At 66.3% G+C, this 24,238-nt stretch carries 27 protein-coding genes and 2 pseudogenes; 13 read left to right on the top strand and 16 right to left on the bottom strand.

All coding sequences use genetic code 11. From position 1 onward, the window contains the following. Positions 1-154 precede the first annotated feature (154 nt). Entirely contained in the window at positions 155-3,166 is a 3,012-nt protein-coding gene (locus FHU29_RS22400; protein WP_017682184.1) for a Tn3 family transposase, read from the top strand. 68 nt (positions 3,167-3,234) lie between these two features. Here the strand turns inward: FHU29_RS22400 and merB are convergent. The 4 genes and pseudogenes from merB to merA all read right to left on the bottom strand — a co-directional run. Further along, positions 3,235-3,579: pseudogene (gene merB, locus FHU29_RS23505) on the bottom strand (organomercurial lyase); the annotation flags it as partial. A gap of 12 nt (positions 3,580-3,591) precedes the next feature. Further along, on the bottom strand, positions 3,592-3,939 hold the full coding sequence (locus tag FHU29_RS23500; RefSeq protein WP_232323074.1) for a hypothetical protein: 348 nt from the start codon (positions 3,937-3,939) through the stop codon (positions 3,592-3,594). Positions 3,940-3,950: 11 nt separating this feature from the next. Beyond that, a complete protein-coding gene (locus tag FHU29_RS22390; protein WP_010596912.1) occupies positions 3,951-4,394 on the bottom strand; it encodes a MerR family transcriptional regulator in 444 nt (147 codons plus the stop codon). Positions 4,395-4,412: 18 nt separating this feature from the next. After that, positions 4,413-5,852 (bottom strand): mercury(II) reductase, encoded by a 1,440-nt coding sequence (gene merA / locus FHU29_RS22385; protein ID WP_010596913.1) that lies wholly within the window; start codon positions 5,850-5,852, stop codon positions 4,413-4,415. Between the two features lie 128 nt (positions 5,853-5,980). Here merA and FHU29_RS22380 point away from each other — a divergent pair, with 128 nt between their 5' ends. The 6 genes from FHU29_RS22380 (at position 5,981) to FHU29_RS22355 (ending at position 10,512) form a co-directional block, all read left to right on the top strand. After that, complete coding sequence (locus FHU29_RS22380) at positions 5,981-6,370, top strand: ArsR/SmtB family transcription factor (RefSeq protein WP_026138108.1); 390 nt, start codon at positions 5,981-5,983, stop codon at positions 6,368-6,370. Continuing rightward, positions 6,370-6,669 carry a hypothetical protein gene (locus FHU29_RS22375; protein WP_010596915.1) on the top strand — a complete coding sequence of 100 codons (300 nt, stop codon included), beginning with the start codon at positions 6,370-6,372 and terminating at the stop codon, positions 6,667-6,669. Before FHU29_RS22380 ends, FHU29_RS22375 begins: the two co-directional genes overlap by 1 nt. Beyond that, positions 6,666-7,172, top strand: coding sequence for a TlpA family protein disulfide reductase (locus FHU29_RS22370; RefSeq protein WP_010596916.1), 507 nt, complete (start codon positions 6,666-6,668; stop codon positions 7,170-7,172). The genes FHU29_RS22375 and FHU29_RS22370 overlap by 4 nt, the downstream gene beginning before the upstream one ends. Beyond that, the gene (locus FHU29_RS22365) at positions 7,169-8,065 is read left to right on the top strand and encodes a cytochrome c biogenesis CcdA family protein (RefSeq protein WP_064442226.1); all 897 of its coding nucleotides are present in this window, start codon (positions 7,169-7,171) and stop codon (positions 8,063-8,065) included. The genes FHU29_RS22370 and FHU29_RS22365 overlap by 4 nt, the downstream gene beginning before the upstream one ends. Further along, the gene (locus FHU29_RS22360; RefSeq protein WP_010596918.1) at positions 8,062-9,441 is read left to right on the top strand and encodes a dihydrolipoyl dehydrogenase family protein; all 1,380 of its coding nucleotides are present in this window, start codon (positions 8,062-8,064) and stop codon (positions 9,439-9,441) included. The genes FHU29_RS22365 and FHU29_RS22360 overlap by 4 nt, the downstream gene beginning before the upstream one ends. Positions 9,442-9,558: 117 nt before the next feature. Further along, positions 9,559-10,512 (top strand): tyrosine-type recombinase/integrase, encoded by a 954-nt coding sequence (locus tag FHU29_RS22355; RefSeq protein WP_017682183.1) that lies wholly within the window; start codon positions 9,559-9,561, stop codon positions 10,510-10,512. Positions 10,513-10,553: 41 nt separating this feature from the next. On the opposite strand, the gene FHU29_RS22350 is transcribed toward FHU29_RS22355, so the two are convergent. The 9 genes from FHU29_RS22350 to FHU29_RS22310 all read right to left on the bottom strand — a co-directional run bounded on the left by FHU29_RS22350 (position 10,554) and on the right by FHU29_RS22310 (position 17,663). Next, positions 10,554-11,327 (bottom strand): hypothetical protein, encoded by a 774-nt coding sequence (locus tag FHU29_RS22350; RefSeq protein ID WP_064442227.1) that lies wholly within the window; start codon positions 11,325-11,327, stop codon positions 10,554-10,556. Beyond that, a complete protein-coding gene (locus FHU29_RS22345) occupies positions 11,312-12,160 on the bottom strand; it encodes a DUF8175 domain-containg protein (RefSeq protein WP_064442228.1) in 849 nt (282 codons plus the stop codon). The genes FHU29_RS22350 and FHU29_RS22345 overlap by 16 nt, the downstream gene beginning before the upstream one ends. Then, positions 12,157-12,804 (bottom strand): DUF8175 domain-containg protein, encoded by a 648-nt coding sequence (locus FHU29_RS22340; RefSeq protein WP_064442229.1) that lies wholly within the window; start codon positions 12,802-12,804, stop codon positions 12,157-12,159. Before FHU29_RS22340 ends, FHU29_RS22345 begins: the two co-directional genes overlap by 4 nt. Positions 12,805-12,859: 55 nt before the next feature. Further along, a complete protein-coding gene (locus FHU29_RS22335; RefSeq protein ID WP_064442230.1) occupies positions 12,860-13,123 on the bottom strand; it encodes a hypothetical protein in 264 nt (87 codons plus the stop codon). Beyond that, positions 13,123-13,422: a hypothetical protein gene (locus tag FHU29_RS22330; protein WP_064442231.1), complete on the bottom strand. Its 300-nt coding sequence runs from the start codon at positions 13,420-13,422 to the stop codon at positions 13,123-13,125. Before FHU29_RS22330 ends, FHU29_RS22335 begins: the two co-directional genes overlap by 1 nt. After that, positions 13,419-14,051: a DUF6668 family protein gene (locus tag FHU29_RS22325; protein WP_064442232.1), complete on the bottom strand. Its 633-nt coding sequence runs from the start codon at positions 14,049-14,051 to the stop codon at positions 13,419-13,421. The genes FHU29_RS22330 and FHU29_RS22325 overlap by 4 nt, the downstream gene beginning before the upstream one ends. 105 nt (positions 14,052-14,156) lie before the next feature. Then, positions 14,157-15,980, bottom strand: a complete 1,824-nt coding sequence (locus FHU29_RS22320; protein WP_064442233.1) for a hypothetical protein — start codon at positions 15,978-15,980, stop codon at positions 14,157-14,159. Then, a complete protein-coding gene (locus FHU29_RS22315) occupies positions 15,947-16,684 on the bottom strand; it encodes a DUF8176 domain-containing protein (RefSeq protein ID WP_064442234.1) in 738 nt (245 codons plus the stop codon). The genes FHU29_RS22320 and FHU29_RS22315 overlap by 34 nt, the downstream gene beginning before the upstream one ends. After that, on the bottom strand, positions 16,665-17,663 hold the full coding sequence (locus FHU29_RS22310; RefSeq protein WP_183377668.1) for a hypothetical protein: 999 nt from the start codon (positions 17,661-17,663) through the stop codon (positions 16,665-16,667). The genes FHU29_RS22315 and FHU29_RS22310 overlap by 20 nt, the downstream gene beginning before the upstream one ends. 669 nt (positions 17,664-18,332) lie before the next feature. On the opposite strand from FHU29_RS22310, the gene FHU29_RS22305 reads away from it, so the two are divergent. From FHU29_RS22305 to FHU29_RS22295, 3 genes are all read left to right on the top strand, one after another. Continuing rightward, positions 18,333-18,761, top strand: coding sequence for a hypothetical protein (locus tag FHU29_RS22305; protein WP_064442236.1), 429 nt, complete (start codon positions 18,333-18,335; stop codon positions 18,759-18,761). A 391-nt stretch (positions 18,762-19,152) separates the two neighbouring features. Then, positions 19,153-19,671, top strand: coding sequence for a hypothetical protein (locus tag FHU29_RS22300; protein WP_064442237.1), 519 nt, complete (start codon positions 19,153-19,155; stop codon positions 19,669-19,671). Continuing rightward, positions 19,668-20,282, top strand: coding sequence for an RES family NAD+ phosphorylase (locus FHU29_RS22295; RefSeq protein WP_064442238.1), 615 nt, complete (start codon positions 19,668-19,670; stop codon positions 20,280-20,282). Before FHU29_RS22300 ends, FHU29_RS22295 begins: the two co-directional genes overlap by 4 nt. A 195-nt stretch (positions 20,283-20,477) precedes the next feature. On the opposite strand, the gene FHU29_RS22290 is transcribed toward FHU29_RS22295, so the two are convergent. From FHU29_RS22290 to FHU29_RS22280, 3 genes are all read right to left on the bottom strand, one after another. After that, complete coding sequence (locus FHU29_RS22290; protein ID WP_064442239.1) at positions 20,478-21,053, bottom strand: recombinase family protein; 576 nt, start codon at positions 21,051-21,053, stop codon at positions 20,478-20,480. 125 nt (positions 21,054-21,178) lie between these two features. Beyond that, entirely contained in the window at positions 21,179-21,400 is a 222-nt protein-coding gene (locus tag FHU29_RS22285) for a YlcI/YnfO family protein (RefSeq protein ID WP_064442240.1), read from the bottom strand. Beyond that, complete coding sequence (locus FHU29_RS22280; protein ID WP_074390930.1) at positions 21,397-21,702, bottom strand: hypothetical protein; 306 nt, start codon at positions 21,700-21,702, stop codon at positions 21,397-21,399. Before FHU29_RS22280 ends, FHU29_RS22285 begins: the two co-directional genes overlap by 4 nt. 238 nt (positions 21,703-21,940) lie before the next feature. Here FHU29_RS22280 and FHU29_RS22275 point away from each other — a divergent pair, with 238 nt between their 5' ends. The 3 genes and pseudogenes from FHU29_RS22275 to FHU29_RS22270 all read left to right on the top strand — a co-directional run bounded on the left by FHU29_RS22275 (position 21,941) and on the right by FHU29_RS22270 (position 24,207). Further along, entirely contained in the window at positions 21,941-22,219 is a 279-nt protein-coding gene (locus tag FHU29_RS22275) for a hypothetical protein (RefSeq protein ID WP_064442242.1), read from the top strand. Positions 22,220-22,426: 207 nt separating this feature from the next. Next, positions 22,427-22,549: a hypothetical protein gene (locus FHU29_RS23495; RefSeq protein ID WP_260153023.1), complete on the top strand. Its 123-nt coding sequence runs from the start codon at positions 22,427-22,429 to the stop codon at positions 22,547-22,549. Positions 22,550-22,998: 449 nt separating this feature from the next. Beyond that, a pseudogene (locus tag FHU29_RS22270) lies at positions 22,999-24,207 on the top strand (IS3 family transposase). Positions 24,208-24,238: the final 31 nt, after the last annotated feature.

Below are 24,238 nucleotides of genomic sequence, written 5' to 3'. Positions count from 1 at the left end.
CCAGTCGGGGTCCCGGTAGTAATGGCGCAAAAAACAACGAGGTTCGCGTAGCGCCTGGTCGGCGGTGATTTCTCGGTTCGGGCTGCGGGCCGGGGTGGTTGGTGCTTGGCTTGGCTGCCGATGAGGTTGGTCGGCGTTTTGGAGGCTGGGGTTCGTGGCGACGCGGGTATTCGCGGACGAGGAGTTGCAGCGCCTGCGGGAGTTCCCGGAGATCAGTCGTGAGGAGTTGTTCCGGTACTTCACGCTGACCCCGGCGGATCTGGCGTTCGTTGCTCCGCAGGGCAGGGGCCCTGCGGTCCGTCTGGGCCTGGCGGTGGCGTTGTGCACCTTGCCGTGGCTGGGGTTCGTGCCGGACAAGGTGTCGTCGGCGCCGCCGGTGGCGGTGGCCCGGTTGGCGGATCAGCTGAATGTCGATGCGGTGCAGCTTCGTTCGTATGGCAAGCGGGCGCAGACGCGGACCGAGCATGTGCGGCTGGTGGCCCAGTATCTGGGGTGGCGGCCTGCCGGGTCGATGGAGTTGAAGGAGCTGGATGAGTTCCTTCTGGCGCGGGCGATGGAGCACGATTCGCCGACGCTGTTGTTCCGGCTGGCGTGTGAGTACCTGATCTCGGCGCGGGTGATCCGGCCGGGCCCGGACACGGTGGTCCGCCGGGTCGCGCATGCTCGCACGCAGGCGCAGCGGGAGACCTATGACCGGTTGGCGCGCGAGTTCACGCCGCAGCGGTGTAAGGAACTGGATGCGTTGCTGGTCGCCGACCCGTCTATCGGGATGTCGCGGTTGCGGTGGTTGTCGACCGGCCCGGTGGAGGCGTCGGCGACCGCGGTGAAGGCCGAGGTCGAGAAGCTGGTGTTCCTGCGCAACCTGGGCGCGGATGAGCTGGATATGTCGGTGCTGCCGGCGGAGCGGCGGCGGTTCCTGGCGACTGTGGGCCGACGCTTGACGGGCCAAGCCTTGGAACGCCGGGATCCGCAACGCCGCTACCCGATCCTGCTCACGGTGTTGGCTCAGTCGGCCACCGATGTGCTCGACGAGGTGGTGCAGCTGTTCGATCAGGCGATCTCGGCCAGGTTGAGCAAAGCCGAACGCCGGATGCGCGACGAGCTCGCCGAGCGCGGTAAGGCCGGAGAGGATCGGCAGGGGTTGCTCGACGACTTGCTGGCCATCATCACCGACACGCAGATCCCTGACGAGGAGATCGGCGGCCTGATCCGGGGCGATCGGATCGGATGGGAGCGGTTGCGGGCCGCGGTCGCGCAGGCCAAACCTCGGCTGCCGCGCGATCACGGGCACCTGGCCGCTCTGGACAGCTCGTACTCCTATCTGCGGCAGTTCACCCCGCAGGTGCTGTCGACAGTCCGGTTCGCCGGCGGCACCGCGGCGATCGAGCTGCTGATCGGGGTGCACATGCTGCGGGAGCTGAATGCGACCGGTACCCGCAAGGTGCCCGACGACGCGCCGACGGGGTTCGTGCCGACGAAGTGGCGCGGCTACCTCGACGAGGCCCGCAAAGCCGGCAACACCACCGCCTATCGGCACTACTGGGAGCTGTGCGTGCTGCTGGGGCTGCGGGACGGGTTGCGCAGCGGCGACGTGTTCGTGCCGGGGTCGCGCCGCTACGCCGACCCGGCCGCTTACCTGCTGACCCCGCAGGCGTGGGAGCCGCAGCGTGACGAGTTCTGCCGCCTGGTCGGCAAGTCCGCTGATCCGGCCCGCGCCCTGGCGACCGCCACCGACGAGCTGCACGACGCTATGAGCGAGTTGGAGAAGGTGCTCGCCGACGGCGACGGCCCGGTCCGTCTCGATGAGGCCGGTGACCTGGTGGTCTCGCCGCTGTCGGCAGAAGACGTTCCGGCCGAAGCGGTGGCGTTGAAGCAGGAGTTGACGGAGATGCTGCCGTTCGCGCCGATCGTGTCGCTGTTGATCGAGCTGGACAAACGCACCGGCTACCTGGACTGCTTCACCCACGCCGGCGGTAAGCAGTCCCGCACCCCGGAGTTGAAGCGCAACCTCATCGCGGTGCTGCTGGCCTACTCCACCAACCTGGGTCTCACCCGTATGGCGGAGGCCTCCGGCATCTCCTACGACATCCTGGCCTGGACTTCGGAGTGGTATGTGCGGGAGGAGACGCTGCGGGCGGCGAACCTGACGATCATCGACTACCACCAACGCCTGCCGCTGACCCCGATCTTCGGGGCCGGCACCCTGTCCTCCAGTGATGGGCAGCGGTTCCCGACCCGTGGCAAATCGGTCACTGCCAGAGCGTTGAGCCGCTATTTCGCGAACGAAGGACTGAGCACGTATACCCATGTCACCGATCAGCACGCCACCTACGGCACGAAGGTCATCGTCGCGACGAGACGTGAAGCTCACTACGTGCTGGACGAAATCCTCGGCAATGCAACGGATCTGCCGATCACCGAGCATGCGACCGACACGCACGGCGTCACCCTGGTGAACTTCGGGCTGTTCGACCTGCTCGGGTTGCAGCTCTCGCCCCGCATCCGGGACCTGGGCCGGATCACCCTGTACCGGGCGGCGCCGCGAGCCCAGGTCGAGTCCGCGTTCCCGCACGCGGGCCCGCTTTTGACCCGGCGGTGCAATCTCGATCTGATCGCCGAGCACTACGACGACCTGCTCCGGCTGGCCGGGTCGCTGAAGTTCGGGCACGCCACCGCGTCGCTGCTGGTCGGCAAGCTGTCGGCGTCGGGCCGGCAGAACGCCCTCGCGGCGGCGCTCAAGGAGTACGGGGCGCTGCGGCGCACGATCTACGCCGCCCGGTATCTGTCCGACCCGGGCTATCGACGCAAGATCTCCCGCCAGCTCAACAAGGGCGAATCCCTGCACGCGCTCCGCCGCGACCTGCTCTACGCGCATGAAGGAACCGTGCGCGCGAGGCACCTGGAGGGACAGACCGAACAGGCATGGTGCCTCACGTTGGCGACCAACGCCGTCATCGCCTGGACCACGGAGTATTACGGTCTGGCGACCGAACAGATGCGGCGGGCCGGGCGGCGCATCGATGACGAGGTGCTGGCGCACATTTCTCCGGCGCACAGCGAGAACATCAACTTCTTCGGCGCCATCGAGGTCGACATCGACGCCGAACTGGCCCAGCTCGGCCCCACCGGGTACCGGCCGCTGCGGGTCCGCGACACCCTCTTCTGACCGCCGGCTACCACCTTCCGGGAGAGGGTGCTGGGGCGTAGCTGGGCACATCGGTGGCCTGGGTTGGGTCAGCGACAGCGTGGTGGTTCGGTGGCGGTGAGGATGCGGTCGCTGATCGGGCGCAGCTGGGCGTAGGCGTCGGCGACGGGCAGCACGAGCCCGGTGGGGTGCCGGCTCTGCCAGTCGGCGGCCGCCACGGCGGTGGCGAAGTAGCGGCCGGGGTTGCAGGTGGTGGCGCGGACCCGGGTCGGGTCGAGTTCGTCGGGGCCGGGTACAGAGATGACCGCGGTGGCCGGGTCGAGGCCGCTGACCCCGGAGGCCGGGTCAACGGACAGTCGGATGGTGGTTCCGGTTGCGGCGCAGGTGGATTCGACGGTGGCGGGGCGACCGATGATGGCGGGGAACAGCAGGGTGTCGGCGGCGCACTAGGTGTAGAGCTGGTGGCCGTCGACGGTGAACCGGTGCGGGGTGGGATTGAGGGTCAGGCCCCAGCCGAGGATGCGGTGCCGGTCGTCGTATTCGATGTCCGCGGCGGCGGGCGCGTTCTCGACGTCGGCGACGCTGGCGCCGGCGGCGGTAGCGAGCTGTTCGATGGTGATCGGTTCACCGGCCGCGAGCAGCCGCATCGCGGTGCCCATCAGGTTCGTTCCCGTATTGGCGGTGGAGTCGAACAGTGTGTCGACGATGGTGGTGGCGAACGGGTTGGTCGTCATCGCTGGTGTCCCCTCGGAGCGTGTAGTCACGGGTGTGGGATCGAGTGTCGGGCTTGCCACCGCAGGGAAGGTCAAGCGCCGCAGCCGCATGTCCTCGGATCCGGCACCCACGGCGGGGCGGCGGCTCGGTCGTGGCTGGTCGCCCGGGTCAACGCGTCGTGGTGGTGGTGTTCGAACTCGTCGATGCGGCGGCGCTGCTCGTCGAGGTCGCGGATGCGGTCCTCGATCCGGGTCCGGGAGCGGGCCAGTAGTTCGGCCAGCTGCGGTCCGACCGGCCGGGCGCTGTCGTCGCAGGTGGCGGCGAGCTGACGGATTTCGGCCTCCGTGAGGCCGAGGCCGCGCAGGGTGGCGATGACCTCGACGCACCACAGCGCGTGTTCGTCGAAGAGCCGGTATCCGGCCCGGCTGCGGCCGAGGCTGTAGATCAGGCCCAGGTCGTGGTGGCGGCGTAGTACTTTCGCCGGCACTCCGGTGCGGCGGGCCAGGTCTCCGATGGTCATCACCGGTGTGTTCATGACGGCTCGATCCGGTCCTCAGCCCGCGCAGCAGGACAGCTTGGCGACATCGGCGGTGAAGGTTTGGGCGGTGAGTTTCAGCGCTTCGGCCATGGTCAGATACGGCGCCCAGGTGCGGGCGAGCTGGTCGACGGTCATGCCCGCGGTGATCGCGTACCCGGCGGCGGTGATCAGATCCCCGGCACCCTCGGCGACGGCGTGCACGCCTAGCACCCGCCCGGTCCCGGCCTCGGCGACGAGTTTGACCACACCACGGGTGTCCCGGTTGACCAGGGCACGCGGCACGTTCGCACCGGTGAGCAGCCGCGACTCGGTCCGTAATCCGGCTGCGGCGGCTTGGCTGTCGGTGTGGCCGACCGCGGCGATGGCCGGGCTGGTGAATGTCACCCGCGGCAGCGCCGTGTAGTCCAGGGTGCGGCCGGCGTGCCCGAGGGCGTTGCCGGCGGCGAGTGTGCCCTGCGCCGCCGCGACGTACACGAATTGGGGGCCGCCGGCCACGTCGCCCGCGGCCCAGATCCGCGGGTTGCTGCTGCGCTGGTGGGCGTCGACGACGACGGCGCCGCGGTCGTCGGTGCGTACCCCGACCGCCGCCAGATTCAATCCGGGGGTGTCGGGGCGGCGGCCGGTGGCGATGAGCAGCTGGGCGGCCCGCAGTTCGGTGGTGGCCCCGTCGGCGGTGCGGACGGTGACGAGTTTCTCGCCGCCCTCGGCCAGTGCCTTGTCGAGGGTGGCGCCGGTGAGCACGGTGATGGCTTCGTCGGCGAACACCTGCGCGATGGCCCGGGAGATCTCGGGTTCCTCGAACGGCGCCAGCCGATCCAGGGCCTCGATCACCGTGACCCGGGTGCCGAGCCGGGCGAACAACTGTGCCTGTTCGAGACCGATGGCGTTGCCGCCCACCACGATCAGCGACCCCGGCAGGACGTCGAGCTCCATCGCGGTGGTCGAGGTCAGATACCCCGCCTCGGCGAGCCCGTCGGTCGGCGGCGCCCACGGCGCGGCGCCGGTCGCGATCAGGTACTGATCGGCGTCGATCACCCGCGGGCCATCGGCCCCCTGCTCGACCCGCAGCACCGGTGCGTCGGTGGTACCGGTGAAGACGGCGGTTCCCGAGACGATCTCCCAGCCGTAGTCGGCGGCCAGGTCGAGGTACTTCTCGCCGCGAAGCCGGTCGACCAGCGCGTTCTTGCCCGCGATCAGCTCGGCGAAGTCCACCGGTGCCCCGGTCGCCGCCAGCCCCGGGAACCGGTCGGCGCTCGCCGCGGTGTGCCGGGCCTCCGCGGCGGCCAGCAGCGCCTTCGACGGCACGCAGCCCACGTTCACGCAGGTGCCGCCGATCGCGGCGCGCTCGACCATCACCACCCGTTTGCCGAGGTTGACCGCGGCGATGGCGGCGGCGAACGCCGCCGAACCGGAACCGATGATCGCCAGATCGGCGCGCGGGGATGTCGTGGTCACGGCGGGTTCTCCTTGCTGGGGGACTCCGGTCACGGAACAGGTTGCTATTCGCGTTGACGAATATCTCCGGACATCATACTATGCGCTTATCCGAATAGTTCAACTTTCTTCTTGTGGAGGCGATCCCCTTGCCCCGGTCCACGACCGCCGCCGTCACCGCGCCCGGTGGCGAGACGGCCTGCACGCACCTGGATGCGACGGCGAAGTTCTTTCGCGCGCTGTCGGATCCGACGCGGTTGAAGCTGCTGGAGTTCATCTTGGCCGCCGAGCGCACCTCCGCGGAGTGTGTCGAGCATGCCGGGATCTCCCAGCCGCGGGTGTCGGTGCACCTGTCCTGCCTGGCCGACTGCGGTTATGTGACCGCGCGCCGTGACGGCAAGAAGCTGCGCTACTCCGTCGGCGACCCACGCGTCGCGGACCTGGTGATGCTGGCCCGCTCCCTCGCCGCCGACAACGCCGCCGCGCTGACCTGCTGCACCCGCATCGACACCGCTCGTGTGAACGGAGCAGGACATTGATGAACGTACGCAACAACTCCACGGGGATCGGCGGCCCGCTCGCGGTGGTGGGTGCCGCCGTGGCCATGATCGTGTGCTGCGCCGGACCGGCCTTGATCGCGGCCGGTGCGCTCACCGCCCTCGGCGGTGCGCTGCGCAGTTGGGGACCGATCGTGGCCGCCGCGGTGATGGTCCTCGCCGCCGTCGGCTACACCGCGCGCCGTCGTAAGCCGCCGCAGCGAGGGACAGTCCGCGGACTGCTGGGCACCCGCCGATCGCATCAGCCCAACGCGTCGACCGATCGGAGTTCCCAGCCGTGACCACGCCGATCACCCGACGCACGGTGAGCGCGGCGCTCGCCGCCCTGGCGGTCACGGTGCTGGCTGCCTGCGGCACCGACACCGCCTCGCCCCGCGCCGCCACCGACCCCGTCACGGTCACCGCGCTGTCCGGGGCGCCGGTGACCGTGCCCAGCGGCAAGCCGACGGCGATGTTCTTCTTTTCGGTCGGCTGCGGTGAATGCGTGGGCGGCGCGAAGTCGCTGTCGCAGGCTGCGCGACAACTCGGTGACACCGCCGCTTTCGTCCTGGTCGACATGGATCCGGCCGAACCTGCCCAGGTCGTCACCGACTTCCAGCAGCAAACCGGGACCGACACCGTGCCCGCGGTCATCGACACCGATGCGACCCTGACCAAGCGGTACTCCGTGGCCGCCCTGTCGACCCTGCTCGTCGTCGACCCCGGCGGTGCGGTCGCCTACCGGGCCGCCGACCCGTCCGCCGATCAGATCACCGCCGCGCTGGCGAAGGCCGGGGACCGGTGAACGGGCTGCTGGCCTTGGCGTTCACCGCGGGCATGCTCGCCCCGGTCAATCCGTGCGGTTTCGCGCTGCTGCCGGCCTGGATCACCCACACCCTCGGCGACACCGCCACCGAACCGCTCGGGGTACGCACGGCGCGGGCGCTGCGAACCGGCGTCGCTTTTACCCTCGGGTTCGCGGGCACCCTGACCGTGGCGGGGCTGGCCATCAGCGCCGGTGCCCGCGCGCTGATCAGCGCCGCGCCGTGGCTCGGTCTGGTCGTCGGTGTCGCCCTGGTATTGCTCGGTGTCGTCATGTTCACCGGCCGCGTGCTCGGTCTGCGACTGCCCACCCGAGCGCTGCGCCCGGCCACCGGGCCGGGCGGCACAACCGGGATCGTCCTCGCCGGGATCGGCTACGCCGCGGCGTCGCTGTCGTGCACGTTCGGGGTGCTGCTGGCCGTCATCGCCCAGGCCCAGGCCACCGCGGGCTGGGGTGCGCTGCTCGCGGTGTTCGTCGCCTACACCCTCGGCGCCGCGACGATCCTGCTGCTGGTCAGCCTCGCCGCCGCGGCCGCCGGTACCGCGCTCACCCACCATCTCGCCGCCCTCGCCCGGCACGGCACCCGCATCACCGCGACCGTGCTCATCCTCACCGGCGCCTACCTGGCCTGGTACTGGCTGCCCGCCGTCACCGGCGACACCACCGGCACCAACGGATTCGCGGCCCTGTCCACCACCGCCAGCACCTGGCTGCAGAACCACACACCACTGATGGCGACGATCGCGGCACTGACCGTGCTCACCGCCGCCGTCACCGTCCTCGCTCACCGCATGATCCGGCGCCGCGTTACCGATGCCGCACCCGTCGACTGCTGCACCCCGACGACCGTCATCGAGGAAGGGCGCCCGCAATGACCGAACGCTACGACACCCTCGTGCTCGGCGGCGGAATGTCCGGGCTGCCACTGGCGCTGCGCGCCGCCCGCCACGGCCGGGTCGCCTTCGTCGAGAAGGAACTGCTCGGCGGGACCTGCCTGAACCGGGGCTGCATCCCCACCAAGACGATGATCGCCTCCGCCGCCGTCGCCCATCAGGCCCGCCGCGCCGCCGAGTTCGGCGTCCGCGTCGGCGGTCCGGTCACCGTCGACCTGGCCGCCGTGGTGGAGCGTAAGAACACCCTCGTCGATTCCATCCGGGCCGGATCGTATCGGGCCGTCGAAAAATCCGCCGACCTCGACTTCTACCACGCCGCAGGACAATTCACCGGTAACCGGCGCCTCACCGTCGACGGCACCACCCTGACCGCGGACCGGATCATCCTCGCGACCGGCACCCGCACCACCCTCCCGGCCATCGACGGCTTGGATGCCGTGCCCTACTACACCTCCCGCACGCTGCTCGACCTCACCGAACTACCCGCCCACCTGCTCGTCGTCGGCGGCGGCTACGTCGGCTGCGAATTCGCGCAGATGTTCCGGCGATTCGGCGCCGAGGTCACCATCGTCCAGCGCGCCGACCGGCTGCTGCCCGGGGAAGACCCCGACATCAGCGCCGCCGTCGCCGACGGCATGACTGCCGACGGCATCACTGTCGCGACCGCCACCACCTGTACTCACGCCGCCGGGACGGCCGGCAACATCCGGATCGGCTGCACCGGCACCGAGACCGCCGAGATCACCGGCAGCCACCTGCTGCTCGCCACCGGGCGCACCCCCAACACCGACGCCCTGGGCCTGGAACACCTCGACCTGCAACCCGACCCGCACGGCTTCCTCACCGTCGGCGACACCCTGAACACCTCCGCCGACAACGTGTGGGCGATCGGCGACCTGCGGGGCGGGCCGATGTTCACCCACACCGCCCGCGACGACGCCGACATCGTCTACCGCACCGTCTACCGCGACCAGGACCGCACCACCACCGGACGTGTCGTGCCGCACGCGGTGTTCACCGACCCCGAAGTCGGAGCCGTCGGCCTGACCGAACCCGCCGCCCGCGCAGCCGGCTACGACGTGATCATCGGCCGCCAGAACTTCACCGGCGTTGCCAAAGCACGCGCCATCGGCAACACCCGCGGCCTGGTCAAATTCGTCGCCGACGCCGCCACCGACCGGATCCTCGGCTGCCACATCGCCGGACCCGACGGCGGCGACCTCGTCCACGAAGCCGTCATCGCCATGACCTGCGGCGCCACCTACGGCCAACTCGCCGCCGCCATCCACATCCACCCCACCCTCGCCGAAGCCGTCAACGCCGCCGCCGGCGGCGTCCACCGACCCGCCGCCGACTGATCCCACAGATAACACCCTGTTATCTGTGGCACCATGAAACCCGGCCTGCGACGACTCCGCTCCGGCGGTGCGCGAAGCGGCCCTGTTATCTGTGGCAAGCAGGCCAGGGAGGTCACAATGTTGTCGTCCGGGATCACCGTCCGCGCCGCCGGCGACGGCTTCCTCGACTCGATCCGCTCCCCGAACACCCGCCGCTCCTACGCCATCGCCGTCGATAAGACCACCGCCAGGCTCGGCGAGGCCCGGCCGCTGGCCAATGTCGCCGACGACGAGATCGGCGAAACCCTGGAAACTTTGTGGGGCGAGGCGGCGGTCAACACCTGGAACGCCCGCCGCGCCGCGGTCGCGTCTTGGCTGGCGTGGTGCCGCGAGCACGGACACCTCGCCCCGGCGGTCCCCGCGTGGGTGAAACGCTCCACCCCGCCGGACTCGGCCACCCCGGTGCGCTCGCGCACCGCGATCGACCGGCTCATCACCCGCCGCGACATCGACCTGCGGGATAAGACGCTGTGGCGGATGCTCTACGAAACATGCGCCCGCACCGAGGAACTGCTCCAGGTCAACATCGAAGACCTCGACCTGGCCGGGCGGTGCTGCCCGGTGAAGTCCAAGGGCGCCAAGCCCCGCACCCGCCGCCGCGGCGCCGCCCATCACGAGTACGCGCACGAGCTCGTGTACTGGGACGCGGGTACCGCCCGGCTCCTGCCACGCCTCACCAAGGGCCGCACCCGCGGACCGCTGTTCGTCACCCACCGCCGACCCGGACCCCGCAAAGCCGTCGCCGACCGCGACATCTGCCCCGACACCGGCCTGGCCAGGTTGTCCTACGGCCAGGCCCGCGCCCTGCTCGATGCCGCCACCGCCACCAACGGACCCGGCACCGGCTGGGACCTGCACGAACTCCGGCATTCTGGCCTGACGCATCTCGGCGAGGCCGGAGCCAGCCTGCTCGAGCTAATGGCCAAGTCCCGCCACCGCAAACCCGACAACCTGCGCCGCTACTTCAAACCCTCACCGGCGGCCATGCGCGGCATCACCAGCCTCCTCGGTCCCGACCGCGGCCACCGATAGCGGCCACCAACAACGACTCGTCCGTCTACCCGGACCAGGCGCTACGCGAACCTCGTTGTTTTTTGCGCCATTACTGCCGGGACCCCGATGATCTGCTGATCCATGACGCCCTGCACGATCCAGTCCGCGATCGCATCCGACGCAGCCGTGGCCACCACCACCAGTGCTGAAAACAGCGTTGCTACCATCGCCATCCGCAGCACTGCCGCCATCGCGTTCTGCGCCTCTTCCGAGCGGTGCTTGTTCCACGAAACGGCGGCACGCAGACACACGATCGACAGCGATATGAACGCCAGCCAAATCTGGAGCCGCACTGTATGGTCATTGACCAGCTTCAACAAGCTCGACATGACCATGTCACCGGACTCATTCGCCACGGGCACACCGGAGTTGTCGGTCTCATACAGAACCGGTGTATCGATGCTGATCCACCAGGTCAGCATCATTTTCATGACCCGTTCAGCAGTCGACCATGCAGACTCAGCCGCAGCCCCGAGCGCCCCCTGCGCCATGCGCGAAAGCGCAGCCTCCCCGGCATCGCTTAGCCCGGTCGCCGGACTTGGAATCGCATCACGCACACTCGCTGCTCGCTCGCCACACTCCTCGCGATCCATAGCGTTGAGGATGTCGAGTGTTTCGCATACGGCGCTTTCGGCAGCACCGGCAGGGAGGGATGGCACTCCCGGAAGCATCGGAATCTGTGCATCTGCTTGGGGCACATTCGGTCCGGCTCCAAGCAACAGCACAGCGATCAGCGCAATTACGCCCGCAACACTGCATGAGCAGACTCTGCGGCCCTCTACCACTGAACCCATCCCTCAGGCAGTGCATTGAGATGATTCTGCTTCTCTCCTGCGTCCGGTATGTATTTCCAGTCGCCTTCGTGCCACACAACGTGTAACCGGGCTACTGACCACTGATGATCGGAAAGCCGGGTAGCCACGTCAATCGCGGCGCGGTTTCTGTCGAAACTCTCTATGCGGAATGCGTCGTACTTGTAGTTCACATACTGCGCGGCCTGACTCCGAGTAACACCCTCTGCCTCAAGCGAGGTGGCGTGTTCACGCCATCCTTGGATCACGCGTGCCCGCACAAGGTCTTCTAGCGGCTGAACCCGATTTCTGGCGTCGAGGGTGACCAGCTGCTCGTCAATCAGCCCTTCGCCGCTGTCAGAGTCGCACCAGCTTGCTCGCGCACGGAGTTGGACTGCCGCGAGTGCTGCGCCTTGGGGGGTGCGGGAGTATCCCTTGGCGCGGCAGTCAGCGACTTCGTAGGGGCCGTCGCCGGAGAAGGGCAGCGCTCCGTATGCGGTGAGTTGCCATTCGATGGCTACGGGGGCCGTGATGGGGTGGCCTGCTTCCCAGTCCCGGCTGGGATTAGGGTTCAGCGGTTCTCCTTCGGGGTTTACTGGTCTGAGGATCACGTTGCCCCACACGTCAGTGATCGAGGAGTGGAACCCACCTACCGGCTGCCCAGTCTCTGGTGGTGGCGCGGGTTTGGTTTCCTCGTTGCCGCCAGTGTTGCGGCTGATCATGATCGTGACTGCGATAACGAGGATGATCGCGAGGAAAGCGGCGGCGCCAGCCCAGGCGGCAGAGAACGTGATTCGCGGTGTAGGGGGCGTGGTCCCGGTGTTGTTCCCGCTCATGACGCACTCTCCTCAGCGGAGAAGGCGTAGTAGTTATCGAGGCTGCCGACCGGGCGTGGCGGTTGTGCTTCACCAGTGGGTTCAAGCACCAGCCGCCAGTCGCCTTCTGTTTCACCCTCGGCTGCGGAGGGATTGATCATCCACTGCACCCTCAGTTCCCGCGCGTGGAGCTCACCGTCCGGTGTTTCGGTGACGGCTTCGAGGCTCGCTTTCTTGTCGTCCCAGCTGATCCAGCGGTATCCCGCCCACCGGGGTGCGGATGCGCCAGCTTCTCCGGTGATGGAGACAAGCGCGCGTGCCGCGGCGTATTCGTCGCGCCCCGGACCGGGCACCGTCATGGATGTCAGAACTCGCGCCCACTCGCTGTCACTCGCGAGGCTGACGGCGGTCTCAGCGTTGAGGGCAGCGAGCAGAGCGCCATGCGGGGTACGTGCGTAGCCAGTGCGCTCTGCCCCAGATCCGGATCTGGGGCCATCGGCCCCTGAAGGGACCTGCACCCCACGCAGCGACGTCCAGGCCGCGTCCGGCGGTGCGGCCATCTGCGACTCCACCAGACGATCGGCGTTGGCGTCGTTCGTCGTGCTGCCGCAGCCCACGGCGAAAACGAACGCGGCAGCTATCGCCGCTGTGAGCGTTTTACGCATGTTCCAGGTCTCCTTGGCTGTCGGTACAGCAGTCGTAGCGGAAGGTGCAGTCACGTCAGGTCAGGATTTGTGTCAGTCCTGCTGCGCCTGCTGTGAGGAATGCGCTGATCAGTGCGGAGCCGATCAGCACGCGGGTGATGGGTGATTCGGTGATGTCTTCGCTGTTTCGCTGCCGCCACCACAGCGCGCCAGCCGCCGAGATGCTGGCGATAAGCGCAATCGCGATGATCCAGCTCAGCCAGCCGGTTACCCGCGTCATTGCGCTGGTCACTTCCTCCGGCAGGGGCTTGCCGGGAAGCGCGTAGAGCCACGGGCTCATCAGAAAACGAGGGTGTTGACGAGTGTCCCGGCGATACCGAATACCGCGGCGCCGAGAATGCCTTTCAGCAGGCGGCCTTCTGCGGTGTCGGTCATCTGCATCATGCCGTTGCGGCCGAGTGCGAGCATTGCCCCGGCAGCGCTGACACCGACGATGCACATGACGACCAGGCCCCACAGGATCCAGCGGACAACCAGCAAGATGCGGTCACCACCGGGTGGGGCCTGCGGAGATCCGGGGTTGATCTGGGCGAGGTACTGGGCGGTTTCGCTTCCGGCGAGGAGAAGTTCGGTGGTCAACTGACGTTCCTTTCAGTGGAGAGCGTGTTCTGCGCGATCACATCGCTGGCTCTGCGGATTAGTGCCTGCCCTGCCTCGATCACTTCCAGGGGAGGCTGTGCGCCGTGATCGGAAGCAATCCGTGACCGGCCAACCATCGGCCGGTCACGGGGGTGCCACCGCGGTAAGTCCTCACGGGGACACGTGCGCCATTCCTCGATCCAGGGCAGGTGCCAGTGCTCACCACCGGCTTTGCGGGCTGCATCGGCCACCAAAGCGAGGTGGTGGCGCATCTCAGGCGGCAGTTTGCCCGGCGCGTCCGGGATCGTGATCAAACCCGCGAAAACGAGTCGTGCCGGGACTGCGCCCTGCGGGTGATACCGGGCGATCTGCCGGTGTGCGGCACTGAGACCCGCTCCGTGAGTCCGGGAAACGATCACCACCAGCGGGGACTCGCTCGAGTGCCCGGACGGCCACCTCCGCATGCAATCCCCCGCTGGAAGCATCACCCGGGTCAGCGTGGAAACCCCGGCCCCGCCATGAGCACCGAACAACCAGAAAGCCGGGGCAGGCGCGCCTTCGCGGCCCTCTGCGGGAATAGGGGTGCGCCACACAGTTTCTGGTACGGCCAGCTCGTCCTCAACGCTCATATATCGCCTCCGGGACCCACGCCGTTGACGCGTGACGTGGAGCCGCAGCTTCCGGCAGGCGACGGTACTGGAGCTGGTCGCGGTGGCTCCTCATTGCTTGACTCCTCACTGCTGTGCGGCCAGCGATCGTGCGGCGTCGATTTCAGTCACTACCGACCCCGGTGTCAGGTCGGAAATGATGGCCCTGAGCCAGTCCGCGACCCACTGCGTGCTGGTCTGCCCGAACTCACCAATCGGCCACGAGGGATACGCGCCGTGCAGCGCAATCCCCTGATGGAAACGTGCGTCCGTTGCCGCGCGGATCAGCTCGCCATTATCAGTAAGCCCCTGCGCGACTTCCTGCTGCACCGTCGCCGCCAGCGAATTCAGTACCGCCTCAGGAGGAAACACCTCCGCAACCGCGCTCACGAGGTGCGTACCGAGGACGGTCAGTGCCGCTGCAGGGTCAGTGATCCCGGCGATCGCCACCTGAGCAATCACCTCAGGAGTCAGCACCCTCTGCGCGACCGTGACTGCCGCGCCGAAACCGAACCGTCCCAGCTCAGCCAGCCCCGCGAACGGATCATGTTCCGCTTCGGAGCCGACCTGAGCCTGATCAGCCAGGTAATCCGCCAGCGTGCGCTCACCACCGAGAGGCTTCCCAGAAACCAGATTGTCGAGAGCGCCGTCCGCGACCAGAGTGTTCGCCGTACGCAGCGTCATTCCCGACAACGTTTCCGCAACCGAGAACGCCACCCCTACCGGGTCCTGTGCGTTGAGGTCCAGCCGCCCGGCAACGCCGGTGACTACCCGTGAGATAGGTGCATCCGGTGCCGAGCACGCCAGGTCACCGGCAATGCACAGTGACATAACGCGCCCAGTCAGCGCACCGAAATCACTCGTGCCGATCGGTGCGATGCCCGCACCTGGTGCAGGTTCAAGCGTGATCGTCCGCAGCGCGGTGACAGCCTGCCCGTCTGTGCCCGGGACGGGGTCAGGAGATACCGCCGAGGCAGGCTTGCCCGGGAAGAAGCCGCTCCCTGCGGCCCGGCCTGGATCAGAGAACAACGCGCCCGCAGCGATAAAGTCTGGGTCAACTCCGGTGTCTCCCTGCGCTATCGCTGCGAGCACCTCGCGAACAACCTGAGCGCCCTGCGAGAACCCCACCACTGCGGCCTTCGACACCTCCCGGCCGCTCATCCGTGGCTGAGAAGCCGGGCGCACTTCCTCGGCCTTACTGCCCAGCTCCGGCGCAGAGATCCCGTCTCCGCCGGACAGCCACGACGGTGATAATTCCGCTTCCGCACCTCCCGGGACGGCACTGGACTCGGGTGCACTCAGCCACGACGGTGAAAGCTGCTCTCCATCAACGGGGCTCGCCTCAGAAGGCGCTGTCAGCCACGACGGCGTGACACCGCTTGCCGGCACCGGCTCCTCTACTGGCTCCCACGCAGAATCATCGGTACGACCGGTTCCAGGCTCAGGGGCGACGGTTTCTGCGGCTGGGCCTGTCAGGCCCGCCTGGCCTTGACCACACAGCTGCTGAAACTCTTCGAGCACGCTGATCGCGCCCGCGACGCCAGTCGCTACCGACTCGATGTACGGAGTGCCCTGAAAGCCGAAGTCCCCCGCGTATGGCACCACGTACCGGTTGAACTCCGTCGTATCTGTCGTGGTCGCGACCGGCACGGTGACTTGGGTCAGCATGCCCGAATCCATCGACGGGTCAGTTACCCATGACGCCTCGCCTGTGCCAGGAACGACGACCGCAAGCAGCCGCGGGCACTGGCCGTCGAGAATCGTGGCCAGATCCCCGGTCCGCGGTTGCGCGGCTGCGGACGGTACACCGACGACGCCCGCGGCTACCAGGACCGCGACCGCCACCGCGGCCACACGTTTGACAAGGGCCATCGTGGTCATCCCCCGCCGCGGATCGAGGTGAGACGCCACGCCCCACCATCAGTCTGACGAGCCGTGACCGTGGAACTGAACAAATCGACGCCACCATCTGGGGCCATCTGCGTCACCAGCACCTCGGCGGTAGATTCCCTAGTCAGGATGATTTCCACGCAGTGCTGCGTGCCCTTAGGGATCGAGTTGATCCCCTCCTGCACACCCTCAGCGGTGATGCCGGACTCTGGCGCGAGTACACGCGCTGCTGATTCCCCGTCCCGGTCGACGTAGTAGGCATACTGAAGCGCGAAAATCGCGCCCGGAAGTGTCTGATCATCGCCGGACCCGTTACCGGTGACTTTCTGCCCGGACGCTGAGGACTCACACCATGCGGGTGCTGATTCCTCGTCTGGCTCCGGTTCTTCACTCATGGCCGCCGCGCCCGTGACTGTGGGTGAGTTGCTCGCCAATCCGATCGGGTCACTCGAAGCAGGAGCATCACGAGACGCCATCAGCAGTCCCGCGATAGTCCCGCCCAAGACTCCAGCAATGACGAAACCCCCGGCGATGATTCCTGCCGCCACAAGGGTGGGGTTACGCCGGGAAACAGGACCCGCAAGACGTTCACCCGGATGCGGTGTATCGCAAGCCGTGCCCCCGCCTGGTGCCGTTCCGGCCGAGAATTGTGCCCAGTCCTGCCAGGAGCCACTTACGGGATCCGGCTGGATAGGGCCGCTTTCCTCATCCTTGGAGGAAGGCATTCACCATCTCCTGCACGGGATCTGACGCTGCCTCACCCGGGGCATCGACAACGAACCGCGGCTCTGGCAGAACGTCGGAGAACACCGGCACTTCAGCGGGCGGCAAGACGAATGCCTCCAGGCCGGGAATGTTCTCTGCCCCGGGCATCACGAGCGGTTCAGGCTCGGGGAAAAGCTCACGCGCTTCCTCGTCCGGCAGGGTGTCGCCCGCACCGAACGCGGCACCCGCGAACGCGCCCGCCGCGCCGCCCGCGATCGCAGCCGGGAGACCGACAGCGGTCGCACCGACCGCGCCGCCAGTGACCGCGCCTGCTGTGCCGCCGGCAACCGTGCCCACACCAGGAACGAACACGGAGCCACCCGCGGCCCCGATCGGCGTGCCGATTGCTGCACCAGCGGCACCACCAGCGACAGCGCCCACACCTCCAGCGAGCAGCGCTCCCGTAGCGCCGCCGGCCATCGTTGCGGCCGCGACCTTGTCTGCACGATCCGCGTCACCCAGTCCGGCATCCACCCACGCGTTCGCGATATCTGCCTCGATCAGCGCGGACTGGTTGTTCGTCTTCTCGAGATCGTCCTCGCTCATCCACTCCGGCTTGTCAGTGATGAAGTCACCGATACGCAGACGCCCCTCGGGAGCAGCTATCGGGGCGATCACAGCGGTGGGAGGAGCAGGGGCTGACGGTGTAACTTCCTGTACCGCAGCAGGTGCGCTCTGGGCAGGAGCGCTGTACTGCTCGGGTGCGTCATACTGGCGCCACTGCACGTTCTGATAGCGCTGCTGCTGCGGGACTTCCACCCACACCTGACGCTGCGGGGCAGGCGCAGGATCAGGGCTAGTCAATCCGGGCTGGCCCCCACCTGATGGTGGAGACGCCAGCCCAGGCTGCGGATTCGCAGACGCGATTCCGCCAAACAAGGGTGCGGACAACGCAGCCGCAGACACAGCGGCCACAGAACGGATGACGTTCTTCCTCAACGATTTTCCTCTCAAATGGCATGACGTGCCCCTACAAATGGGGGCAGAACGAGTGAGTTGGGAAGGAAAGAGCGCCCGGAAGCGTCCTTCCTGCAGCCGCGTACAGCGAGCCGCAACGCGAAAGTGGGCAATCCGAGCGGGACCGCGGGAATCTCACACTGCAATCACAAAACGGCGCGCTCCTCCTTGCTGTCGACAGGTCCGACAGCGAGGCGCCTAGAATAGAGGAGCTCCGCTGCGAACTGATGTGCGCCTACAGGCCTCATTGGGCGCAGGCGGGGTGCGTAGCACCTCCCGCCAGCAGATACTTGTTTGCCGACATGACTGCTGGCGGAGAGGTCTATTACTCAGATTGACAAGAACACGTCAGGACCGCGTATCACACTGTTCGTACCCGGCCCCCCGGTGCAAGCACGCAGCTCATGAGCGTCTGGCTCGCAGATCATCTTCCGTTCACCCCCGTAAAACCTCCCGAAGCGGATACAACCACACCGATAACGGCTTTGCAACAGTGAACGGTTGGTGGAGACGCGCTCCCGGCGTACCGCTCAAACGTTCTTAGCGCTGAACGGCGCGCTAAATGCACTTTAGACCCCGGTGGCCCTAGATTAGGGTGGTAGCACGCCCGCGATACGGACAGTCGAAGCTTCACCGAAGGGAAGGTCTGGGATGGGCACTGACTTCGCGGACAGGCTCCGGTATCTGATCGACAACGTGCACCCTCCCGGCCGCGGACCCTACAGCCAGGCCGAGATAGTCAGGATGGTCCGCGCTCACGGCGGAACCATCGGAGAAGCGAACCTGTCTCAACTGCTGAGCCGTAAACGCCAGCATCCCGGATTCGAAACAGTGAAACACCTCTGCGACGTCTTCGAAGTACCGCTCGACTTCTTCGGCCCAGAAGAAGAGTTCGAACGAATCAAAACGCACCTCAGCCGGCTAGCTGCTGACGAGCACTCCTCAGCAGAAGACCCCATCAACGCACGCACAAATGACGACACGGATGAAATAGCCGCCGCAGCAAAAGAACTCAGCGACGAGGACCGCAGCATCATCCTCGATCTCGTGCGCCGACTCCGTACCAGGCGCCGCAAATAGAACGCACCCCTCTCCCCTAAGATTGCTGCGTCTGGTGAGCACCAGCGTTGCTCACGCCGCGGTAGTCCTTCACCCGATCACTGAACCTGGCGACCCTGCAGAGGCGACTTGAGCGCGCTCATCCGCTATGTCCCCGGCCTCCCCGATTACTGGTACTGAAGGGACGACACAAGTTCTGTATCGTGCGTCTTCCACTGCGTAGGCGAGTTTGTCTGTCATATGCACCCCTGGCTGCAGACTTCTTTCGAAGGAAAATGACGAGGATATGCTGAGGGTGAGCCGTGCCAACGCGTCTCGGCGAATGGAACATTACTAAAGAAATGGGGGTTGACATGGTTGACAGCCCAGCTGTTAAGCTTGGTTGACAAGGTTGACCGTCCCTGGAGGTGCGATGTCGTCACTCGATGACAAAGAACGTGAACTTATGGACGTGCTGCGCAACCGGGTCCACCACGCGTTCATGGCCGCACGTAAGGGAGGTGTCCCTCATTCGGCGTTTGACGACGCTGAAGCCCTAGCGGAAGCGATGATCGCCGCGCTACCTTCAAGTCATGTTTTCGATCGCCTGGTCGGCCCCTTTTATGACACCGCAGGTCTTGTGCGATGGCTCGGGACAAGTCGGCAAGCAATCGCGAAGCGAGTTCATGCTGGGTCACTTATTGCCTGCCAGCTTGAAGACCGCCAGTGGGTGTACCCGGTGTGGCAGTTCACCTCAAGCGGCGCACTACATCCCGGCCTCAATGATGTCTGGAAGGTTCTTCGAGCGGGGGCAGACCCGTGGACGTGTGCGGTATGGATGTGTGCGGAGAACGAACAACTCGGCGAGACAGCAGTGGAGGCGATACGAGCTGGCCGCACGAGTGCGGTATTAGAACTCGCCCATGTTGACGCAGCCCGGTGGGGCGCGTGACACGTCAACAACCTGCGCTGCCACCGCCCGGTGACCGCGACCTGTCAACATTCCCACAATACCGGTTGACTCGCGCTCGCACGTTATACCGGGCACACCGTCGTGATCTCAGCCCCTGGTGGTTCTCATCCTCAGGGGAAGGGCGGTTTGACCTCGAAGCCCCGCGCGGCACCTGCTATCTCGCCTTCGACCCGTGCACTGCTGTACGCGAAACCGCCGGTACAACACTCGTCCAATTGGGCGTGGTCAGCGCAGAATTTGCGAACACTCGGGTGGTATCGAAACTGCGTGCGCCAGCGACGAAGCGGCTAGCGAACACCTGCCGCGAACAGGCCGCTAGTTACGGCTTAACACGCGAACTCGGCACCACCACCCCCTACACAGTGCCACGAGAATGGGCGGCGGCTTTTGCGAAAAATTTCGCCGGAATCGTCTATCAATCCAGATTCACTACCGGAGCCAGCCAAGCAATCGCGCTGTTCAGTAACGCCGGACGTGGAACATGGGAATACGATACGACACCCACCCCCTACACCGCTGCCGCGCGGCAATGCGGAATACGAGTCGCGCCACCAGTCCGGTCGGTCACGATCATTCAGCCGCCGCAATAGGTCTTGGTCAGACATCGACTACTACGACACCGGCAACCTGATCCGGGTCAGTGCCGCTGCCGGGTCGGTGATCCCGGCGATCGCCACCTGAGCCACCTCAGGAGTCAGCACCTTCTGCGCGACCGTGACTGCCGCGCCGAAACCCGGGCTTGAGGATGATCCGCGCAGCCGTTAGCGCTAGCGGTGGTTTGGGGTTTAGGACGTTGCGGGGCGGCTGGTTCTGATGGTGCGGTAGATCGTCATGGGTGTGACCCCGCAGGATTGGGCGATCTCGGCCATGGTGAACTGGCGCGAGTCGTACATGCGCTGGGCCTTGCCGATCAGGGTGGGAGTCATTTTCGGTTTGCGCCCGCCTTTACGTCCTCGGGCACGCGCGGCAGCCAACCCTGCCTCGGTGCGTTCCTTGATGAGCGCAGCCTCGTATTCGGCCATCAGGGCGAACATGCCGAAGACGAGTTTGCCGTGCGCGGTGGCGGTGTCGACAATCCCATTGGTCAGCGAGCGCACCCCGACGCCCCGGGCCTGCAGGGTGGTCACTATGTCGATGAGGTCCCGCAGGTTGCGGCCGAGCCGGTCGATCTTCCAGATGAGCAGGGTGTCGCCGGGACGCAGATCACCCAGGCAGGCGTTCCATTGCGGCCGGTCGGCTTTGGTGCCGGTCGCGGTGTCAGTGTAGACCTTCAGGCAGTCCGCTGCGTCCAGTGCGTCGAGCTGCAGCTGCGGGTTCTGATCGGCGGTCGAGATTCTGGCGTACCCGATGTTGTGTCCCACTCGAAGGGGGCTGCGGGCGGGTCCCGCGCAGACGGTCGTTTCCGATATAAGGCGGTAGCGGTGTCTGCGTGGGTTCTTGTATACCTGGATGTGCGACCGCGCGGGCGTCGGGACTCGTGAGCGCTTTAGGCGGAATCGCGGAGTTCGTGCTCGACGGCGCGGCGAATCCAGGCTGAGACGGACCGGTCGTCGGCAGCAGCTGCTGCGCGGATCTTCTCCAGCAGGTCGGCTGGGAAGCGAACCGGCACCGTAGCCGTCAGCCGGCGCCGTCCGGGGCCTTGGGGTTCCTGGTTCTCGGCGCGGGCGTAGAAGTCGTATTCCTCGTCGGGGGTCATGGGCTGGTTCATCGGTCTCTCCGGTACTGGTCGGCGAGGTGTTTGGATGCTTGGTAGCAGCCGATGGGGCGGCATTTTGCGGGGTTTGCGTCTCGGGATGGGGCGAGGGGGACCATGAGGATCTGGCCATGGACCTCGGCGACCATCAGCCAGTGCGCGGGTGGTTTTGCGGGATAAAACATGGGGTCGGATGCCCAGACCTCGTGGATGTCCTCGATGCCCAGGCGGGGATGTTTGAACAGGTGTGCGGCTTGAACGTCGATCTCGAACGGGTCGTCTCCATCAAGAAGGTCCAGATCGAAGAGTTCCGCCACAGAATCAATGTATTACAAGTGACTACATTTGAACACCTGGAAGGGACGGCCACCACCCAGCGGCGGGCTCGGGCGGTGCAGATGCGTTAACCACCTTGTATTCGCATTCCACTCCGCACCGTCATCGCGGAAGCGTGGGTGCCCGCGAGCCGATCCACTCATACGGCAGCCGCGCGGCTGATCTCATCGCGGCGTTCGATGTGCATCTGCCAAGGATCACGAATGGAGGCAGTAAGTAATGCCCGCACGCAAGGAGCCAGTCAGCGCGTTCGGCGCCAGGCTGCAGAAGGCACCTCGGAAGAGCCATCCGCTTGCGCCAGAGCCGACACCTGCGACAAAGCCTGCTCCTAAGTCCACCGTCACGGCACCGGCAGCCGCGAAGATGCTCGTGCCGTTCAGCACGCGGATCACGCCGGAACTTCTCAGGGAGGTACGCCCGGCTGCAGTCGATAAGGACATGAAGATCCGCGACATCACCAACGAGGCCCTCACAGCGTGGCTCGGAAAGAACAGATGAGCCAATCCACACGCCCTTGTGGCGAGTCCACTTGAATTAATGAATTGGTACAACAATTATCAATCAACATTGTGCTCAGTTCGCCAGCCTGTTCAGAGAGGGCAAGAGCCAGGAAGTCCGCACACCACCCCTGCGCGTGGTCTCCGGCCCGCCCGCCATTCATATAAGGGGATTGGCGCCGATCGCTGTGGTAGCCACTTGCTCTCAATGGACTCCCTCAACACCCGTGAACGTGGGCAGGAACCACATGCCGCAGGGCTGCTCGGCGTGTCAGACCAAGACCAGATCCACCGTTATTCAGGCAGTCCCATGCTCGATGCGCTCAACTGAACGGCAAGTGCCAGCGCGGAGGCTGGGACCGCCATGGCCGCAGGCTGCCGACCTGGACCAAGCGATCCTGTACACCTGCTGCAGCCAGGCGGGATTCGTGGCCCTGCGACCGTGCGGCTTCGGTAAGGAGTCAGGTGGCCGATGCGCGGACTCGACTGGAACCGTTATTGCCGTCTCAGGCTCTGTCGGCATTCGGTCGTTCGGCTGGCACATCCGGTGAGCAACATTGCAGCTGCGGCAGTCAGGGGACCCATAATCGTAGTTGACTCTTCATGTTGGGCCTCTTCTCTGTGTTTAGCCGGTAATAGCTGCGAATGCGATGATGTTGTCTCGGTAGCTGTGTTCTCGATTATCGAAGTCGCCGCCGCAGGTGATGAGGCGCAACTCTGGGCCCACGGTTGGCGTGGGGTTGACCCCGTTTGGTGGACGTCCTTGATGGCCAGGCATGCCTGGCAGGAGGATGTTCCTGTGGGAGTAAACGCAAGAGCTACACCGCGGCGTACCGGCGTGATGCCGCGCATCTGGTGATCGACACCGGCCGCCCGATTGCACACGTCGCTAAAGAGATCGGCGTGGGCGAAGCCCTGCTGGGCCGGTGGGTCGCGATCGAGCGGGCGAAGATGGACGACCCGCCACCGGCGCTGGATGCCGATGAACGTGCCGAGCTCGAACGGCTGCGCCGCGAGGTCACCGAGCTGCGGATGGACCGCGAGTTTCTGAAAAAAGCGGCCGCCTTCTTCGCGACCGAGAACCAGAACCGGTAGCCATGTTCACGCTGATGGACGTGGAGAAGGCGAGCTTCGGTATCACCCGCATGGCCGAACTGCTCGGGGTGTCCCGCTCCGGCTACTACGCGTGGAAACAGCGCCAGGCCAGCGAGCCCGGCCCGCGAGCTCAGCGCCGTGCAGAACTCAACACGAAGATTGTTGATGCGCACATCGCATCCGACGGGGTTAACGGTGCGCCCAGAATCCTGGCCGACCTGCGCGATGACGGTGAAACCGTGTCTCGCAAGACCGTCGCGAAAATCATGCGACACAATGGTATTCAAGGCATCAGCCCGGCCAGGTGGCGACCAGTGACGACGCTTGCCGGCGAGTCCGCGCACTCGCTCCCGGATTTGGTGAACCGCGACTTCGACCGCGGGCAGCTTGATGCGGTCTGGACCTCGGACATCACGTACCTGGCCACCGGGCAGGGCTGGCTGTATCTGTGCGCGGTCCGCGATGGCTGCTCGCGGCGGGTACTCGGCTGGGCGATTGAGGACCACATGCGCACTGATCTGGTGGAGACCGCGCTGCGCCGGGCGGTCGCACTGCGGGGCCGGGACGTGGCCGGGGTGATCTTGCATGCGGACCGCGGCTGTCAGTACACCTCGGCGCAGCTGGCCAGGCGTGGTCGGCGAGCTCGGGGTGCGGCTCTCGGCCGGCCGGACCGGGGTGTGCTGGGACAACGCTCAGCAGGAATCGTTCTGGTCCACTCTGAAAACCGAGTTCTACGATCGGCATTCGTGGCCGGCCAAGGCTGCGGCGAAGCTTGCGACCGGGGACTGGATCGAACGGGTCTACAACCGGCGTCGCCGGCACACACGGCTCGGGATGATCAGCCCGGTAACGTTCGAGCAGCAACTCATGATCCCAGCGGTTCAAGCCGCTTAAACCGATGTCCACCAAACGGGGTCAACCCCAC

The organism is Hoyosella altamirensis, assembly GCF_014191505.1.
In the GTDB taxonomy this organism is placed as follows: Bacteria; Actinomycetota; Actinomycetes; order Mycobacteriales; family Mycobacteriaceae; genus Hoyosella; species Hoyosella altamirensis.
The sequence above is the reverse complement of the archived record's forward strand: the minus strand, read 5'-3'. Positions and strand labels throughout refer to the sequence as shown.

Bases quoted from the DNA above. Each gene is read 5' to 3' on its own strand.
- FHU29_RS22350 (WP_064442227.1), bottom strand. From the start codon at position 11,327: ATGGGTTCAGTGGTAGAGGGCCGCAGAGTCTGCTCATGCAGTGTTGCG.
- FHU29_RS23495 (WP_260153023.1), top strand. From the start codon at position 22,427: ATGGACTCCCTCAACACCCGTGAACGTGGGCAGGAACCACATGCCGCA.
- FHU29_RS22305 (WP_064442236.1), top strand. From the start codon at position 18,333: ATGGGCACTGACTTCGCGGACAGGCTCCGGTATCTGATCGACAACGTG.
- FHU29_RS22355 (WP_017682183.1), top strand. From the start codon at position 9,559: ATGTTGTCGTCCGGGATCACCGTCCGCGCCGCCGGCGACGGCTTCCTC.
- FHU29_RS22300 (WP_064442237.1), top strand. From the start codon at position 19,153: ATGTCGTCACTCGATGACAAAGAACGTGAACTTATGGACGTGCTGCGC.
- FHU29_RS22285 (WP_064442240.1), bottom strand. From the start codon at position 21,400: ATGAACCAGCCCATGACCCCCGACGAGGAATACGACTTCTACGCCCGC.
- FHU29_RS22375 (WP_010596915.1), top strand. From the start codon at position 6,370: ATGAACGTACGCAACAACTCCACGGGGATCGGCGGCCCGCTCGCGGTG.
- FHU29_RS22335 (WP_064442230.1), bottom strand. From the start codon at position 13,123: ATGAGCCCGTGGCTCTACGCGCTTCCCGGCAAGCCCCTGCCGGAGGAA.
- FHU29_RS22325 (WP_064442232.1), bottom strand. From the start codon at position 14,051: ATGAGCGTTGAGGACGAGCTGGCCGTACCAGAAACTGTGTGGCGCACC.
- FHU29_RS22360 (WP_010596918.1), top strand. From the start codon at position 8,062: ATGACCGAACGCTACGACACCCTCGTGCTCGGCGGCGGAATGTCCGGG.
- FHU29_RS22390 (WP_010596912.1), bottom strand. From the start codon at position 4,394: ATGAACACACCGGTGATGACCATCGGAGACCTGGCCCGCCGCACCGGA.
- FHU29_RS22275 (WP_064442242.1), top strand. From the start codon at position 21,941: ATGCCCGCACGCAAGGAGCCAGTCAGCGCGTTCGGCGCCAGGCTGCAG.
- FHU29_RS22345 (WP_064442228.1), bottom strand. From the start codon at position 12,160: ATGAGCGGGAACAACACCGGGACCACGCCCCCTACACCGCGAATCACG.
- FHU29_RS22340 (WP_064442229.1), bottom strand. From the start codon at position 12,804: ATGCGTAAAACGCTCACAGCGGCGATAGCTGCCGCGTTCGTTTTCGCC.
- FHU29_RS22315 (WP_064442234.1), bottom strand. From the start codon at position 16,684: ATGCCTTCCTCCAAGGATGAGGAAAGCGGCCCTATCCAGCCGGATCCC.